Raw genomic sequence first — 16,840 nt, 5'->3', positions numbered from 1 at the left:
AGGCGAAGTGAGCGATCACCCTTTCGTGTGCTTTTCACCAAAGACCTCAAGGGAGTTGAAGACGACGCCGACAAAAGATCCGTGAGTACCCTTGCGCACACCATGATGACCGCCGCCCGCTCCACAGACTCCGGTCTCGTCGGCCCGGGCGAACTCGACCGTTACCCCTACGCGGAGGCGCCCGTCCCCGACCGCGTCGCAAGCCCCGTCTGGGAGAGCGCCGACCCGGAACTGGGGCGCGTGGGCCGGCGTGCCGCAGGCAACCGCGGACGCGGACTGCACGGCCAACTCGTCCAGCAGCTGGGCCAGATGATCGTCTCCGGGGACCTGGGCGCCGACCGCCCGCTGGTGCCCGAGGAGATCGGCCAGCGCTTCGAGGTCTCTCGCACCGTCGTCCGCGAGTCGCTCCGCGTGCTGGAGGCCAAGGGCCTGGTCAGCGCCCGCCCGAACGTCGGGACGCGAGTGCGTCCGGTCAGCGACTGGAATCTCCTGGACCCGGACATCATCGAATGGCGGGCCTTCGGGCCGCAGCGCGACGACCAGCGCCGCGAGCTCAGCGAACTGCGCTGGACGATCGAGCCGCTCGCCGCGCGCCTCGCCGCCGGGCACGGCCGCGAGGACATCCAGCAGCGCCTGTCCGACATGGTCGAGATCATGGGGCACGCCCTGGGGCAGGGCGACGCGCTCACCTTCTCCCGTGCGGATGCCGAGTTCCACTCGCTGCTCATCCAGATCGCGGGCAACCGGATGCTGGAGCACCTCTCCGGGATCGTCTCGGCCGCCCTCCATGTGTCCGGCGGGCCCGTCACGGGCTGCGACCGCCCGAACGAGGCCTCCCTCGCGCAGCACGCCCGCATCGTCGACGCGGTGGTGGCCGGTGACGGCACCGCGGCGGAAGGCGCCATGCGTCAACTGCTCACGGTGCACCCCGAGGTCGAACGGGTGGTCCCCGCGCCGCGCGAGCACTGAACCGCGCGAGCATCGGTCCCTGCGTGGGCGGCACGGCCCGGGCCCTGCCGTCCTCCGGCGGGCTCCCGCGAAAGGCGGGTCGCCGGCCGGCCGTGGGCGCCACCCCCGGTCGCACACCGGCCGACCGCGGGCACCGCTCGCGCCGCAGGCCGAGCGACCGCGGACCTCGACCCGCCGCAGGCCGAGCGACCGCGGACCTCGACCCGCCGCGGGCCGGCTGAACGCGGGCCTCACCGCCCATCGCGCACCGGCCGACCGCGCGCGCAGCCCCGTCGCGATCCGGCCGAACGCGTGAGGCGCTCCCGTCGCAAGACGGGCCGACCGAGGGCGCCGACCCGCCGCAAACCGGCCGCCCGAGGACACCGCCCCCGCCGCGAACCCGGGAACCCGTGGGGCCGTACGTGACCGGGGCGATCCGCCGGTGGGTTCGTCGCCGTGGCGAGCGCCCGACTCCATCTGCCCACCTCTGACCGTTTTTACGCACTTACGGGGTGTGACTGGGGCCACGCAGATTGGGCGTAACACTCCTGGGTACAACGCGATGACCTAAGGGGTGACAGCCGAGGAGGGAATACGGACGCCGATGTACGGCGCTGTTCAACTTCCCGGCCCCCGCCCGCGCCGTCGGCCCAATCCCCAGGCCGGTGGTCGGCTCCTGTCCATGTCGGACGGGGCCGGAAGCCGTTTTCCAACGTTCCGAGAGGTTGTTCGTGTCGGCCAGCACATCCCGTACGCTCCCGCCGGAGATCGCCGAGTCCGTCTCTGTCATGGCGCTCATTGAGCGGGGAAAGGCTGAGGGGCAGATCGCCGGCGACGATGTGCGTCGGGCCTTCGAAGCTGACCAGATTCCGGCCACTCAGTGGAAGAACGTACTGCGCAGCCTCAACCAGATCCTCGAGGAAGAGGGTGTGACGCTGATGGTCAGTGCCGCGGAGCCCAACAAGCGCACCCGCAAGAGCGTCGCAGCGAAGAGTCCGGCCAAGCGCACCGCCACCAAGACGGTCGCGGCGAAGACGGTGACCACCAGGAAGGCCACCGCCACCGCCGCTCCGGCGGCGCCCACCGCCGGCGCGTCCGTCGAGGAAGAGGCCCCCGCGAAGAAGGCCGCTGCCAAGAAGACGACCGCCGCCAAGAAGACGGTGGCCAAGAAGACGACGGCCGCCAAGAAGACGGCTGCCAAGAAGACCACCGCCGCCAAGAAGGACGACGTCGAGCTCCTCGAGGAGGAGGTGCTCGAGGAGGCCAAGGGCGCGGAGGAGCCCGAGGGCACCGAGAGCGCCGGCTTCGTGCTCTCCGACGAGGACGAGGACGACGCGCCGGCCCAGCAGGTCGCCGCGGCCGGCGCCACCGCCGACCCGGTGAAGGACTACCTCAAGCAGATCGGCAAGGTCCCCCTGCTCAACGCCGAGCAGGAAGTGGAGCTGGCCAAGCGCATCGAGGCGGGCCTCTTCGCCGAGGACAAGCTGGCCAACTCCGACAAGCTCGCCCCCAAGCTCAAGCGCGAGCTGGAGATCATCGCCGAGGACGGCCGCCGCGCCAAGAACCACCTGCTGGAGGCCAACCTCCGTCTGGTGGTCTCCCTGGCCAAGCGCTACACCGGCCGCGGCATGCTCTTCCTGGACCTCATCCAGGAGGGCAACCTCGGTCTGATCCGCGCGGTGGAGAAGTTCGACTACACCAAGGGCTACAAGTTCTCCACGTACGCCACCTGGTGGATCCGTCAGGCGATCACCCGCGCGATGGCCGACCAGGCCCGCACCATCCGTATCCCGGTGCACATGGTCGAGGTCATCAACAAGCTCGCGCGTGTGCAGCGCCAGATGCTCCAGGACCTGGGCCGTGAGCCCACCCCGGAGGAGCTGGCCAAGGAGCTCGACATGACCCCGGAGAAGGTCATCGAGGTCCAGAAGTACGGCCGCGAGCCCATCTCGCTGCACACCCCGCTCGGCGAGGACGGCGACAGCGAGTTCGGTGACCTCATCGAGGACTCCGAGGCGGTCGTCCCGGCCGACGCGGTCAGCTTCACGCTGCTTCAGGAGCAGCTCCACTCCGTCCTGGACACCCTGTCCGAGCGTGAGGCCGGCGTCGTCTCCATGCGCTTCGGTCTCACCGACGGCCAGCCGAAGACCCTCGACGAGATCGGCAAGGTGTACGGCGTCACGCGTGAGCGGATCCGCCAGATCGAGTCCAAGACCATGTCGAAGCTGCGTCACCCGTCCCGCTCGCAGGTGCTGCGCGACTACCTCGACTAGTCCGGTACTTCGACTGGTCCGGTCGTATGACACCGAGGGCCCGGTTCCCCCAGGGGGCCGGGTCCTCGTGCTGCGCGTCGCGTGACTGTGCATGACTCTGGGTGTTCCGTGATCGTCCGAGAGTGAGGAGCACCCATGCGACGCCGTTCTGCCCGTGCCCTGATCGGGCCGCTTGTCCTGGCGGCCGCGGGGGCCGCGATACCGTTGTCCGCGGCCGCGCCGGTGGCCGCTGACAGCGTTGTCATCGGCGGCTTCCCCGTCGATGTCTCGCAGAGTCCGTGGACCGTGGCGCTCTCCAGCCGTGACCGGTTCGGAGGCACCCGTGCGGGACAGTTCTGCGGGGGCGTGGCCATCGGCCGCACCGAGGTGCTCACCGCGGCCCACTGTCTGGCCAAAGAGGCCGTGGGCATGCCGCCGACGCCGGATCTGAAGGTGATCACGGGCCGTACGGATCTGCTCTCCGATCAGGGCAAGGAGGTCCCCGTGACTTCCACCTGGGTCAATCCGCACTACGACCGCACCACCAATGCCGGTGACTTCGCCGTGGTCACTCTTGCCGAGCCCTTGCCGGAGAACGCCGTCATCCCCATGGCCGCCGCGGGTGACCCGGCGTACACGCCGGGTACGAGTGCCACGGTCTACGGGTGGGGGGACACCACGGGTGCCGCCGCCTACGCCCACAGCCTCCATGGGACACCCGTGCACGTCCTGCGGGACGAGGAGTGCCGGCAGGCCTATCCGGGCGGCGGTGAGGGCACGTACCAGCCGCAGAGCATGCTCTGCGCGGGAGAGACCGCCGGTGGCCGGGACGCGTGCCAGGGGGACAGTGGAGGCCCGCTGGTCGCGCAGGGGCGCCTGATCGGGCTTGTGTCGTGGGGCAGCGGCTGCGGACGCGCCGGGAGCCCCGGTGTCTACACGCGTGTCTCCGAGGTGGTCCGGGCGCTGGGAAGGGTCGCCAAGAAGGCGCCGCACCTGTCGTCCGGCAAGTCCTGACCGGCGTCGCGAGGCACGAGGACGGGCGGTCGCTCCTGGGTGCCAGGGGCGACCGCCCGTTCGCCGGCCTGCGCCGGAACTCGCTCGTCGGGCGGGGAGGTCAGCGCTCTTCTTCGGAGGCGTTGGCCGGGGCGGAGGTCAGGCGCTCGGTCTCGTCCTGTATCTCAGCGGCGATCTTCTTGAGTTCTGGCTCGAACTTGCGGCCGTGGTGGGCGCAGAAGAGCAGTTCTCCGCCGCTCAGCAGGACGACGCGCAGGTATGCCTGGGCGCCGCAGCGGTCGCAGCGATCAGCGGCCGTCAGTGGGCTCGCGGGGGTCAGAACAGTAGTCACGTCGCCTCTTCTCTAGCTCGACGAGCTGTCGTACCAGGGTCAACATCCAACCAGCCCCAAACGTTCCCGATCGTGGCTTTTCCTCGAAAAATCTTCTTCGGGGTGGCAGGCTGCTGCCGGTTTGGCGGCGAATGTGCCGTATTGCGTGTCTATGTGTCGTACGGGTTCGCGCTCTCGGTCATGGTCGGTCCTCTCCGGCGGGTTGCCGGTTGTTCATGAGGACGTGCCCGGAGCCTAAATGGTTCATGCCTCGAAGGGAACGTGATATGTGCTTCACTCGGATGAAGGATCGAACGTGTATGCGACCTTCTACTAGTCTGTGTTCCTGCCGAGGGTTGCGTTACAAGGGCTCTACCAGGCCTCGGTACCCTCTGAGCGGCTACCCAAGCCGTGCCCTTACCCAACAGGGCCCCATCTGAAATTCAGCGAGGAGCGAACCGCGTGACCGCCGAGACGTCCGTGCCGTCCACAGCGCTGCTGGCAGGAGCAGACCGCGACGGTTCCAACTACACCGCTCGGCACCTGCTCGTCCTCGAGGGGCTCGAGGCCGTGCGCAAGCGCCCGGGCATGTACATCGGGTCGACCGACAGCCGCGGTCTGATGCACTGCCTGTGGGAGATCATCGACAACTCCGTCGACGAGGCCCTCGGCGGCTACTGCGACCACATCGACGTCGTGCTGCACGACGACGGCTCGGTGGAGGTGCGGGACAACGGCCGCGGCATCCCGGTCGACGTCGAGCCCAAGACGGGCCTGTCCGGCGTCGAGGTCGTGATGACCAAGCTGCACGCCGGCGGAAAGTTCGGCGGCGGCTCGTACGCCGCCTCCGGCGGTCTGCACGGCGTCGGTGCCTCCGTCGTCAACGCCCTGTCCGCCCGGCTGGACGTGGAGGTGGACCGCGGCGGTCACACCCACGCGATCAGCTTCCGGCGCGGTGTGCCCGGCGCGTTCACGACGGGCGGGCCCGAGGCCAAGTTCGAGCCGGGGAGCGGTCTGCGCAAGGCCAGGAAGATCCCCAAGAGCCGCAGCGGCACCCGCGTGCGCTACTGGGCCGACCGCCAGATCTTCCTCAAGGACGCCAAGCTCTCCCTGGAGACCCTGCACCAGCGCGCCCGTCAGACGGCGTTCCTGGTGCCCGGACTGACCATCGTCGTCCGTGACGAGTACGGCCTCGGCGAGGGCGGCAGCAAGGGCGAGGAGTCCTTCCGCTACGACGGCGGCATCAGCGAGTTCTGCGAGTACCTGGCGAGCGACAGGGCGGTCTGCGACGTGCTCCGCTTCACCGGGCACGGGACCTTCAAGGAGACCGTCCCGGTCCTCGACGACCACGGCCAGATGACGCCCACCGAGGTCACCCGCGAGCTCGGCGTGGACGTCGCCCTGCGCTGGGGGACCGGCTACGACACCACCCTGCGGTCCTTCGTCAACATCATCGCCACCCCCAAGGGCGGCACGCACATGGCCGGCTTCGAGCAGGCCGTCGCCAAGACCATGAACGAGGTGCTGCGCGCCAAGAAGATGCTGCGCGTCGCCGAGGACGACATCGTCAAGGACGACGCCCTGGAGGGCCTCACCGCGGTCGTCACGGTCCGCCTGGCCGAGCCCCAGTTCGAGGGGCAGACCAAGGAGGTCCTCGGCACCTCGGCGGCCCGCCGCATCGTGAACAACGTCGTCACCAAGGAGCTCAAGGAGTTCCTGACCTCCACCAAGCGCGACGCCGCACAGCAGGCGCGCGTGGTGCTGGAGAAGGCCGTCGCCGCGGCCCGCACGCGCATCGCGGCCCGCCAGCACAAGGACGCGCAGCGCCGCAAGACGGCCCTGGAGTCCTCCTCGCTGCCCGCCAAGCTCGCCGACTGCCGCAGCGACGACGTCGACCGCAGCGAGCTGTTCATCGTCGAGGGCGACTCCGCGCTCGGCACGGCGAAGCTGGCGCGGAACTCCGAGTTCCAGGCGCTGCTGCCGATCCGCGGCAAGATCCTCAACGTGCAGAAGTCGTCCGTCACGGACATGCTGAAGAACGCCGAGTGCGGCGCGATCATCCAGGTCATAGGAGCCGGATCCGGCCGGACCTTCGACATCGACGCGGCCCGCTACGGCAAGATCATCATGATGACCGACGCCGATGTCGACGGCTCCCACATCCGGACCCTGCTCCTGACGCTGTTCCACCGCTACATGCGCCCCATGGTCGAGGCGGGCCGGGTGTTCGCCGCGGTGCCGCCGCTGCACCGCATCGAGCTGATCCAGCCGAAGAAGGGCCAGGACAAGTACGTCTACACCTACTCGGACCGCGAGCTGCGCGACAAGCTGCTCCAGTTCCAGAGCAAGGGCGTGCGGTACAAGGACTCGATCCAGCGCTACAAGGGCCTCGGTGAGATGGACGCCGACCAGCTCGCGGAGACCACCATGGACCCGCGCCACCGCACCCTCCGCCGGATCAACCTCTCCGACCTGGAAGCCGCGGAGGGCGTGTTCGACCTCCTGATGGGCAACGACGTGGCGCCCCGCAAGGAGTTCATCGCGAGCTCCGCCGCGACCCTGGACCGCTCGCGCATCGACGCGTAAGGCTCGCGTAGGAACGCAGCCGGGTAACGCACAGACGGGACGCGTCACCTGATGGGGTGAAGACCGGGGGGAAGAGAAGTCGGGGAACTTCCGGTTCTGTCCATCCTTGGGCATGCAGTCAAGCAACGACCGCCTCCGCGCCGGCGGGGGCGGTCCCGGGAACGTGCCCGGGACCGACGAAGGCCCAGACCCGGAGTCCGAGGACATCAGGTACCGCGACCCCTGGTACGACGCGCTGGCCTCCGGCTGGGGCGACGGCAACGGCACGGGAGCCCCCGACACACCGGCACCGGCGGCCCGCCGCGAGGGGCGGACCGGTCCTGGGGACGGCGCGGCGGCCGCCGCGTACCTCGAAGTGCAGCGCAGCCCGGCGTTCCAGGAGGTGCGCAGCCGCTACCGGAGGTTCGTGACGCCGGCCGTCACCCTCTTCCTCGTCTGGTACGTGGGCTACGTCGTGACCGCGACGACCGCACCGGGGTTCATGGCCCGGCCGGTGGCGGGCGCGGTGAACGTCGGGATGCTCGCGGGCCTCGGCCAGTTCCTCAGCACCTTCCTCCTCACCTGGGCCTACGCCCGGCACGCCCGGCTGCGCAGGGACCGTGCGGCGCTCGAACTGCGCTGGGACACCCAGGAGCTGACGCGCGGCGTGCGCGGTGGTGCCTTGTGACCGGCAACCACCAGACCCTGGCGCTGGTGCTGTTCAGCGGCTTCGTGGTGGTCACGCTCGGGATCACCACCTGGGTGAGCCGCAAACGGCACGGATCGGCCGAGGAGTTCTACGCGGGCGGGCGGCTGTTCTCGCCGATGGAGAACGGTTTCGCCGTCGCGGGCGACTACGCGTCGGCCGCTTCCTTCCTGGGCGTCCCCGGACTGATCGCCCTGTTCGGCTACGACGGTGTGCTGTACGTGGTGGGCTTCTTCGTGGCCTGGCTGGTCGTGCTCCTCCTCGTCGCCGAACTCGTCCGCAACTGCGGGCGGTTCACGCTCGCCGACGTGGTCGCGGCGCGGATGAGCGCGCGGCCGGTGCGGATCGCGGCGGGAACTTCCTCGGTCACCGTGTCCGTTCTGTATCTGGTGGCGCAGATGGTGGGCGCGGGCAGCCTGGTGGCGCTGCTCCTGGGCCGGACCGGCGCCGGAGTGCAGGCCTGGACCGTCATCGGCGTCGGCGCGCTGATGGTGATCTACGTGTCGTTGGGAGGGATGCGGGCCACCACCTGGATCCAGATCGTCAAGGCGGTCCTGATGCTGGGCGGCACCGTGGTGCTGACCGTGCTCGTCCTGGTCAGGTTCCACGGCGACATCGACCGGCTGCTGCTCACCGCGGCCGAGCGCAGCGGCCACGGGGACGCCTTCCTGGTACCCGGACTGAAGTACGGCGGGGACCTGACCTCGCGCCTGGACTTCATCAGTCTCGGACTGGCGCTGGTGCTCGGCACCGCGGGGCTGCCGCACATCCTGTCCCGCTTCTACACCGTGCCGACCGCGCGGGCCGCCCGGCGCTCGGTGATCTGGTCCATCGGGCTGATCGGCGGCTTCTACCTGATGGCCATCGTCCTCGGCTTCGGCGCGGCCGCGATCGTCGGTCCCGACGCCCTGCGCGGGTCCAACGCGGCCGGGAACACGGCGGTCCCGCTGCTGGCCCTCGACCTCGGCGGCGGCGCCGACTCCACGGCGGGGACGGTGCTGTTCGCGGTGGTGGCCGCGGTCGCCTTCGCCACGATCCTCGCGGTGGTCGCCGGAATCACGCTCGCCTCCTCGGCATCGGTGGCCCACGACCTGTACGCGTCGTTGCGGCGCCGCGGTGCCCGGCAGCGCAGCGAGGTGGCCGTGGCGCGCGTCGCCGCGGTCGGCATCGGCGTGGTCGCGATCGCCCTCGGCCTGCTCGCCCGCAACCTCAACGTGGCTTTCCTGGTGGGCCTCGCCTTCGCCGTCGCCGCCTCGGCGAACCTGCCGGTGCTGCTCTACTCCCTGTTCTGGCGCGGCTTCACGACCCGCGGCGCGGTGTGGGCCGTGTACGGCGGTCTGGTTCCCGCGCTCGGGCTCGTCGTGCTCTCCCCGGTGGTCTCCGGCAGCCCCGACGCCCTGTTCCCGGGCGTCGACTTCCAGCTCTTCCCACTGGAGAACCCCGGCATCGTCTCCGTCCCGCTGGGATTCCTCGCCGGCTGGCTGGGCACCATCACCTCTCGCGAGACCCCGGACGAGGCCAGGCACGCCGAGACGGAGGTGCGGTCGCTGACGGGGGCGGGGGCCGTGTAGAGGCACCCAGGGACGCCGTACGCGTGGACAGAACAACTAGGGCGCCACCCACGCGTAGCGGTGCTCCGGGCGGCCCGTGTCGCCGTACTTCAGGGACAGGCGCAGGCGTCCCGCCTGTTCCAGGTGGCGCAGGTAGCGCTGGGCGGTGGAGCGGCTCAGGCCGGTGCGGGCGGCCACCTCGTGGGCGGACAGGGGCTGGTCGGCGCGGTGCAGGACACCGCAGATCAGGTCCGTCGTCGGTTCCGAGTGGCCGCTGGGCGGCCCCGGGGACGCGGGAGCGGGCGCGGTGCGCAGGGCGCCGAAGATCCGGTCCACCTGCTCCTGCCCGGTGACGCCGCGCCCGACCCGGTCGACGGTGCGGCGCAGGGCGGCGTAGGACTCCAGGCGGGTGCGCAGCGCGGCGAAAGTGAACGGTTTGACCAGGTAGTGCAACGCGCCCAGGCGCATCGCCTGCTGGACGGTCGCCACGTCGCCGGCTGCCGTGATCATGATGACGTCGGTGCCGATGCCCTGTTCCCGCATGCGGTGGACGAGTTCCAGACCCGTGCGGTCGGGCAGGTAGTGGTCGAGGAGGACCAGGTCGATGCCGTCGCGCTGCACGGTCGACAGGGCCTGCGCGGCACTGTGCGCGCGGGCGGCCACCCGGAAACCGGGAACCTTTCCCACGTATCTGGCGTTTATCTCAGCGACACGGAAGTCGTCGTCGACCACCAGGACGTCGATCATCGGGCCTCTTTCCCTCAAGGCCAGGTGGGCGTTGAGCTGTTGTCCGGCTCCGTTGTTGTAGCGCGAGCAAAACGAGCACAACAGGTGCTTGCGAGCAAAAGAACGGCTTGCGCTCAGAAGACTGCTGCTGTGGCCGGGGCCACATCTACCGTCCCGGGCCATGAGCGCAGACACCAGCCCCGCCATCGAGCTACGGGGCGCGAGCAAAACGTTCAGGACCCCGTCAGGGGGCCTGCACACGGCCGTCAGGGACCTCGACCTCACCGTGCGGCGCGGCGAGTTCGTGGCCGTGGTCGGCCCCACCGGCTGCGGCAAGTCGACGACCCTGACCCTCGTCAGCGGGCTGGAGGAGCCCACCGAGGGCGATGTGCTGGTGGCCGGCGAGCCGGTGCGGGGCGTCGGCGGGAAGGTCGGCTTCGTCTTCCAGCAGGACGCCACCTTCCCCTGGCGCTCGGTGCTGTCCAACGTGATGGCCGGGCCGCGATTCCGCGGCACGCCGAAGGCCGAGGCGAAGGAGAAGGCCCGTGCGTGGCTGGCCAGGGTCGGGCTCGCCGCGTTCGAGGACCGCTACCCGCACCAGCTCTCCGGTGGCCAGCGCAAGCGCGTCGCCCTCGCCGCCACCTTCGTCAACGACCCCGAGATCCTGCTGATGGACGAGCCGTTCTCGGCGCTCGACGTGCAGACCCGGGCGCTGATGTCGGACGAGCTCCTGGAGCTGTGGGAGGGCACGGGCGCCTCGGTCGTCTTCGTCACCCACGACCTGGAGGAGGCCATCGCCCTGGCCGACAAGGTCGTCGTCATGACCGCCGGTCCCGCGACCGTGAAGCAGGTCTTCGACATCGGCCTGCCGCGGCCGCGCAAGGTCGAGCAGGTGCGCCTCCAGCCGGAGTTCATCGACATCTACCGCGAGATCTGGGAGTCGCTCGGCGAAGAGGTCCGCATCACCCGTGAAAGAGGTGCCGCCCATGTCGCCTGACGTTCTCAGCACTCCGGTCGCCGACACGGTCAAGACCCCGGACCGCGCGCACTCCAGGGCCCGTGCCGCCCGCAAACGCAAGGTGGTCGTCGGCTTCGCCCGCGCCGTGGTGCTGGTGGCCGTGCTCGGCCTGTGGGAGGCACTGTCCCGGGCCGAGGTCATCGATGCGTTCAACTTCTCGATGCCCTCGGAGATCTGGGACCAGGTCTGGACCTGGACCATGCACGGCACCGCGCAGGGCTCGCTGGGCGAGCAGATCTGGTACACGCTCTACGAGGCCCTGATCGGCTGGGTGTTCGGCGTGGTGGTCGGTGTGGTCCTCGGCATCGCGCTCGGACGCATCACCTTCCTCGCCGATGTCCTCGGCCCGTACATCAAGGTGCTCAACTCCCTTCCGAGGATCGTCCTGGCCCCGATCTTCGTGATCTGGTTCGGGCTCGGACCGCTCTCCAAGATCGCCTCGGCCGTGGTCCTCGTGTTCTTCCCGGTGTTCTTCAACGCCTTCCAGGGCGCCCGGGAGGTCGACCGCAACCTGGTGGCCAACGCGCGGATCCTCGGCGCGAGCGACCGCCGGGTCACCTTCCAGGTGGTCATCCCGTCCGCGACCTCGTGGATCTTCACCAGCCTGCACGTCAGCTTCGGCTTCGCCCTCATCGGCGCCATCGTCGGCGAGTACATCGGCGCCACCAAGGGCATCGGCCTGCTGGTCGCGGCGTCCCAGGGCACCTTCAACGCGGCCGGTGTGTACGCCGCGATGGTCATCCTGGCCGCGGTCGCGCTCGTCGCCGAGGGGCTGCTCACCTTCGCCGAGCGCCGCATCTTCCGCTGGAAGCCGGCGGACTCCGAGCACTGACGCCGCCTGCCGGGCCCGCGCTCGCCGCACAGGCCTTCTCCGGGGCCCTGCTGCCCCCGCCCCCGTACCGCCATTTCTCACAAGGACGTGACCCTCATGCGCAAGAGCACCAGATTCGCCGCCTCGGCCGCCGCCGGCCTGCTCGCCCTGTCCTCCCTCACCGCCTGCGCCAACGAGGCGGCGAGTTCCACCTCCGGCACCGGCAGCGGCGGGGGCGGCAAGGGGGAGAAGGTCAAGATCATGGTGGGCGGCCTGGACAAGGTCATCTACCTGCCCGCGATGCTCACCCAGCGCCTCGGCTACTTCGCCGAGGAGGGCCTGAACGTCGAGCTGCTGAGCGAGCCCGCCGGTGTCCAGGCCGAGACCGCGCTCGTCTCCGGCCAGGTCCAGGGCGCCGTCGGCTTCTACGACCACACCCTGGACCTCCAGACCAAGAAGAAGTACGTCGAGTCCGTGGTGCAGTTCTCGCACGCGCCCGGCGAGGTGGAGGTCGTCTCCAACAAGGCGGCGGACAAGATCACTTCACCGAAGGACTTCAAGGGCAAGAAGCTCGGCGTCACCGGCCTCGGCTCCTCGACCGACTTCCTCACCAAGTACCTGGCGGTCAAGAACGGGGTGAAGATCAGCGAGTTCAGCCCGGTCGCCGTCGGCGCGGGACCGACCTTCATCGCCGCGCTCGAAAAGGGCTCCATCGACGGCGGTATGACGACCGATCCGACCGTCGCGACGATCCTGGACAAGAAGGCGGGCAAGGTCCTCATCGACATGCGGACGCCCGAGGGTTCGCAGGAGGCGCTCGGCGGCCCGTACCCGTCGTCCAGCCTGTACATGCAGACGGAATGGGTCGACAGCCACAAGGAGACCGTCCAGAAGCTGGCCAACGCGTTCGTCAGGACGCTCAAGTGGATGTCCACCCACAGCCCGAGCCAGATCGCCGACAAGATGCCCGCCGACTACTCGCAGGGCAACAGGTTCCTCTACGCCACGGCCATCAAGGACACGCTGCCGATGTTCACCACGGACGGCGTGATGCCCGAGAACGGCCCCGAGACCGTCGAGAAGGTCCTCAAGGCGTTCAACCCCAACATCCAGAACCACGACGTGGACCTGAGCAAGACCTACACCACCGAGTTCGTTGAGAAGGCCAAGGGCTGAGATCCGTATGCAAGGGGGCCACGGCCTTCCCCTCCCCCCGAGCCGTGGCCTCAGGCGCGGGCCGCCCACACGTAACGGTGTTCGGGGCGGCCCGCGCCGCCGTACTTCAGCGTCAGCCGGACCTGTCCGGTGCGCTCCAGGAACTTCAGGCAGCGCTGGGCGGTCTGCCGGCTCACCCCGGTCCGCTCGGCGACCTCGTGGGCCGACAGGGGCCCGGCGGCCCCCATCAGGGTCCGGCGGACGAGTTCGACGGTCGCGGGGGAGTGGCCCTTGGGCAGGGTGGGCTCCGGCGGCGCCGACAGCGCCCCGAAGAGCCGGTCGACCTCGGCCTGTTCGGCCTCCCCGCCACTGTCCAGGGTGCGGCGCAGCGCCGCGTACGCCTCCAGTCTGGAGCGCAGCCCGGCGAAGGTGAACGGCTTGATCAGGTACTGCAGCGCACCGTGCCGCATCGCCGCCTGCACGGTCGACACGTCACGGGCCGCCGTCACCATGATCACGTCGGTCCCGAGGCCGCGGCTGCGCATCTCCCGTACGACCGACAGGCCCGTGTCGTCGGGCAGGCAGTGGTCCATGAGGACCAGGTCGAGCCGCGGCAGCGTCTCCAGCCGGTGCAGGGCGTCGGCGGCGGTGTGTGCCGCGGCGGCCACGCGGAAGCCCGGCACCTTCTCCACATAGGCGGCGTTGACCTGCGCCACCCGGACGTCGTCGTCCACGACCAGGACCTCGATCACCGCTCCTCCTCGCCGGTCCCGGCGCCGAGGGCGGCCACCGGGGCGGGCTCCGCCTCGGCGAGCGCCTCGGGCAGGACGACCGTGAACTCCGCGCCGCCGCCGGGCGCCTCGCCCACCGTGACGGTTCCGCCCTGCCGCTCGGCGAGCCTGCGCACCAGGGACAGACCGATACCGCGCCTGCCGTGCGCCGGCGGCTGCTTGGTGGACCACCCCTCCGTGAAGATCAGGTCGCGCCTGCCCGCCGGGACCCCGGGCCCGGTGTCGCGCACCCGGAGCACGGCGGTACGGCCCGCCGCGCGCAGTTCGACCTCCACGCGCGCGTGCGGAGTCCCGGCGACCGCGTCCAGCGCGTTGTCGGCCAGGTTGCCGACGATCGTGACCAGACCCCTGGGGTCGACGAGCCGGTCCGGCAGGTGCGTGCGGTCCGACAGCCACAGCGCGACCCCGCGCTCGGCCGCGACGGTCGCCTTGCCGACCAGCAGGGCGGCGAGCAGCGGGTCCTGGATCTTCTCGGTGACCTGCTCGGTGATGGCCCGGTGGTCGCCGACCACCTCGCCGACGAACTCCACGGCGTCGTCGTACATCTCCAGTTCGAGCAGCCCGAGCAGGGTGTGCATGCGGTTGGCGTGCTCGTGGTCCTGGGCACGCAGGGCGTCGATCAGGCCGCGCGTCGAGTCCAGCTCCCGGCCCAGCTCCTCCAGTTCGGTGCGGTCGCGCAGGGTGGCGACGGCACCCCCGTCGTCGGTGGGCATCCGGTTGGCGACCAGGACGCGCTGTCCGCACACCGTGAGCAGGTCCGTGCCCGTCACCCGCCCGGCCAGGACGTCGGTCGTACGGCCCTCGCCGAGCGCCTCGTCGAGCGACCGGCCCACCGCCTGGTCGCCGAGGCCGAGCAGCCGCCGCGCCTCGTCGTTGAGCAGCCGGATCCGCCCGCCGCGGTCCAGGGCCACGACTCCCTCCCGGATGCCGTGCAGCATGGCCTCGCGTTCGGCGAGCAGGGCCGCGATGTCCGAGAAGGCGAGGTCCCTCGTCTGCCGCTGGACCCGGCGGGAGACCACCCACGCGGCCAGCGCGCCGACGGCCAGGGCACCGCCGGCGTAGGCGAACAGGCCCGGAATGGCGTCGATCAGCTTGGCCCGCACGCTGTCGTAGGCGATGCCGACCGAGACCGCGCCCACGATGTGGTGGCCGCCGTCGTACAGGGGCACCTTGCCGCGTGCCGAGCGGCCCAGCGTGCCGGTGTCGATCTCCATGACCTTCCGGCCGGCCAGGGCCGTGCTGGGGCTCGTCGACACGTGCCGGCCCACCTGTTCCGGATCCGTGTGCGACCAGCGCATGCCCCGTCTGTCCATCACCACGACGTACTCGGCGCCGGTCGCCTTCCGGATCCGCTCCGCCTCCCGCTGCACGGGGCCGTCCACGGCCGGGACGGTGTGCTGGAGGTCCTGTGCGATCTGCCGGTTCTCGGCGGTGGTCTCGGCGATGGCGAGGGCGCGGCGCATCGCCTGCTCGTCCAGCTGGTGGCTCAGCGGCGCGAGGAACAGGCCGGTCGCGAGCACGGCGACTCCCGCGGCGATCGCCAGCTGCATCAGCAGCACCTGCGAGAAGACACGTCGCGGCAGGCCCAGCCGCCGGCGGCGGGCGGGAGGAGTGGCGCTCATGGGCATGACAGTACGTCGCGACACGGAGGCTGTTCGCGAGCTGCCCCGCTGTGTGGCACGGATCTCCCGCCCCAGGGCCCGACCTCGCCCCGTCGCCGTGCCACGCCGTCGCCCCGGCTTGCCGTCGTGCTGCCGTGTCGAGCTGGCGAGTTGCTGTGCCGTCCCGTTGCTGTCTCGCGTCCCCGCCGTGCCGTCGCCCCGCCGTGCTGTCGCGGTGCCCCGTCGAGCGGGGGTGCTGTTGTGCTGGCGTGCCGTCGGTGCATGGGCCTTCAGCGGCGGCACGAGGCCGGTGCGCCTCGGGGAGGCGCGTGGGGGGTGGGGCGTCAGGCCCGCAGTCCCGCGGGTGCCAGTTCATGGACGGCCGTCACGTCCATGCGTGTCGGGCCGCCCAGTACCGAGGCGCCGCAGCTTTCCGGGCGTGGTGGGAGGGCGGCCTCCTGGGTCACGGTCACGTGCCACCGGCGGCCGTCGGTGTGGGCGACCGTGACCTCCCAGCGCGGCGCCGGTCCGTCGGTGCGTACGACGCTCAGCGCGTCCGCGCGGTACTCGCGCGCCGCCTCCCGCACCGCCAGTTCCGCGGCCTGTCCGGGCCGTTCCCATGCCGTGCGGCCCCGGCAGCCTTCGAGGACCATCCGGCCCTCGCCCACACGGTGCAGGATCTCCTTGACGGCGTGGGCCTCGGCCCGGCCGTAGGCGTATCCGAACGGCAGCACGAGCAGGGTCGGCGAGAAACGGTGGCCGCCCAGGTGCGTGACCTCCCAGACGTCCTGGACCCCGGAGGCGGCGAGTTCGGCCGCGAGGGGGCGGCCGAGGAGGGCGCAGCACTGGTCCCGCTTGCCGTTGGTGCACACCAGCGCGAGCGGATCACCTGTGTGTGGCCCGCCCTGGAGCGCGGCGTCGAAGGTGTGATGGTCACCCATGCCCAGCGCGGCGAAGTCGAGGGCCAGCAGCTGTTCCGGATCGGCGGTCATGGCGCTGTGCAGCCATACGTTCCCCGGGACCGTATGGGCCGCGTACACATGCCGTACGGACTGGTTGCGGCGGTCGGCGTGCCGCCCCGGACGGCGGATGAGCGCGATCCGCACGCCGGTGCCCCGCGCCGCGCGCTCCAGCGCGCGTCCGAGCGCGGGGTCCAGGTGGCTCGAAGCGAGTGCCTTGGCACCCCAGGGGCCGGGCTGTTCCAGCAGCAGCCAGGTCGTCGCCGTGGCCGCGGTGGCGGCCATCGGCTCGTCGAGCTGCCGGGAGGCGGTCGAGCACGTACTCACACAGGTGAGCCTAACCTGACTCGGGCCGTAACCATTCCAGCCGTCGGGGTGATCTTCTCCGGGCACTCGCGCAGCGCCCCGACGCGCGTACGGCTCGTATCCTTGGT

At 70.6% G+C, this 16,840-nt stretch carries 14 protein-coding genes; 9 read left to right on the top strand and 5 right to left on the bottom strand.

Going from position 1 to position 16,840, the window contains the following annotated elements:
* The first annotated feature begins 81 nt into the window (after nt 1-81).
* The 3 genes from ACIP4X_RS30625 (at nt 82) to ACIP4X_RS30615 (ending at nt 4,214) form a co-directional block, all read left to right on the top strand.
* Complete coding sequence (locus ACIP4X_RS30625) at nt 82-969, top strand: FCD domain-containing protein (protein ID WP_391457353.1); 888 nt, start codon at nt 82-84, stop codon at nt 967-969.
* A gap of 710 nt (nt 970-1,679) precedes the next feature.
* The gene (locus tag ACIP4X_RS30620; protein WP_358735166.1) at nt 1,680-3,221 is read left to right on the top strand and encodes an RNA polymerase sigma factor; all 1,542 of its coding nucleotides are present in this window, start codon (nt 1,680-1,682) and stop codon (nt 3,219-3,221) included.
* Between the two features lie 135 nt (nt 3,222-3,356).
* Complete coding sequence (locus ACIP4X_RS30615; RefSeq protein WP_358735164.1) at nt 3,357-4,214, top strand: serine protease; 858 nt, start codon at nt 3,357-3,359, stop codon at nt 4,212-4,214.
* Between the two features lie 100 nt (nt 4,215-4,314).
* Here the strand turns inward: ACIP4X_RS30615 and ACIP4X_RS30610 are convergent, their stop codons facing one another.
* On the bottom strand, nt 4,315-4,545 hold the full coding sequence (locus ACIP4X_RS30610) for a hypothetical protein (protein WP_031103326.1): 231 nt from the start codon (nt 4,543-4,545) through the stop codon (nt 4,315-4,317).
* Between the two features lie 441 nt (nt 4,546-4,986).
* On the opposite strand from ACIP4X_RS30610, the gene ACIP4X_RS30605 reads away from it, so the two are divergent.
* From ACIP4X_RS30605 to ACIP4X_RS30595, 3 genes are all read left to right on the top strand, one after another.
* On the top strand, nt 4,987-7,110 hold the full coding sequence (locus tag ACIP4X_RS30605) for a DNA topoisomerase IV subunit B (RefSeq protein ID WP_358735162.1): 2,124 nt from the start codon (nt 4,987-4,989) through the stop codon (nt 7,108-7,110).
* 112 nt (nt 7,111-7,222) lie between these two features.
* On the top strand, nt 7,223-7,777 hold the full coding sequence (locus tag ACIP4X_RS30600) for a DUF485 domain-containing protein (RefSeq protein WP_358735160.1): 555 nt from the start codon (nt 7,223-7,225) through the stop codon (nt 7,775-7,777).
* Nucleotides 7,774-9,366: a cation acetate symporter gene (locus tag ACIP4X_RS30595; protein WP_358735158.1), complete on the top strand. Its 1,593-nt coding sequence runs from the start codon at nt 7,774-7,776 to the stop codon at nt 9,364-9,366. The genes ACIP4X_RS30600 and ACIP4X_RS30595 overlap by 4 nt, the downstream gene beginning before the upstream one ends.
* A gap of 36 nt (nt 9,367-9,402) precedes the next feature.
* Here ACIP4X_RS30595 and ACIP4X_RS30590 read toward each other — a convergent pair whose 3' ends face one another.
* Nucleotides 9,403-10,092 carry a response regulator gene (locus ACIP4X_RS30590; RefSeq protein ID WP_358735156.1) on the bottom strand — a complete coding sequence of 230 codons (690 nt, stop codon included), beginning with the start codon at nt 10,090-10,092 and terminating at the stop codon, nt 9,403-9,405.
* Between the two features lie 160 nt (nt 10,093-10,252).
* Between ACIP4X_RS30590 and ACIP4X_RS30585 the strand changes: the two genes are divergently transcribed.
* From ACIP4X_RS30585 to ACIP4X_RS30575, 3 genes are all read left to right on the top strand, one after another.
* Entirely contained in the window at nt 10,253-11,068 is an 816-nt protein-coding gene (locus ACIP4X_RS30585; RefSeq protein WP_358735154.1) for an ABC transporter ATP-binding protein, read from the top strand.
* Nucleotides 11,058-11,921, top strand: a complete 864-nt coding sequence (locus ACIP4X_RS30580; RefSeq protein ID WP_358735153.1) for an ABC transporter permease — start codon at nt 11,058-11,060, stop codon at nt 11,919-11,921. Before ACIP4X_RS30585 ends, ACIP4X_RS30580 begins: the two co-directional genes overlap by 11 nt.
* A gap of 96 nt (nt 11,922-12,017) precedes the next feature.
* The gene (locus ACIP4X_RS30575) at nt 12,018-13,076 is read left to right on the top strand and encodes an ABC transporter substrate-binding protein (RefSeq protein ID WP_358735151.1); all 1,059 of its coding nucleotides are present in this window, start codon (nt 12,018-12,020) and stop codon (nt 13,074-13,076) included.
* Between the two features lie 50 nt (nt 13,077-13,126).
* Here ACIP4X_RS30575 and ACIP4X_RS30570 read toward each other — a convergent pair whose 3' ends face one another.
* The 3 genes from ACIP4X_RS30570 to ACIP4X_RS30560 form a co-directional block, all read right to left on the bottom strand.
* Nucleotides 13,127-13,807 carry a response regulator gene (locus tag ACIP4X_RS30570; RefSeq protein ID WP_358735149.1) on the bottom strand — a complete coding sequence of 227 codons (681 nt, stop codon included), beginning with the start codon at nt 13,805-13,807 and terminating at the stop codon, nt 13,127-13,129.
* Entirely contained in the window at nt 13,804-15,468 is a 1,665-nt protein-coding gene (locus ACIP4X_RS30565; RefSeq protein WP_391457343.1) for an ATP-binding protein, read from the bottom strand. Before ACIP4X_RS30565 ends, ACIP4X_RS30570 begins: the two co-directional genes overlap by 4 nt.
* A gap of 323 nt (nt 15,469-15,791) precedes the next feature.
* On the bottom strand, nt 15,792-16,733 hold the full coding sequence (locus ACIP4X_RS30560) for a sucrase ferredoxin (protein WP_358735146.1): 942 nt from the start codon (nt 16,731-16,733) through the stop codon (nt 15,792-15,794).
* Nucleotides 16,734-16,840: the final 107 nt, after the last annotated feature.

Origin of the sequence: Streptomyces sp. NPDC088817 (assembly GCF_044750345.1) — a bacterium.
Taxonomy (GTDB): domain Bacteria; phylum Actinomycetota; class Actinomycetes; order Streptomycetales; family Streptomycetaceae; genus Streptomyces.
This window is presented reverse-complemented; position numbering and strand designations above follow the sequence as displayed.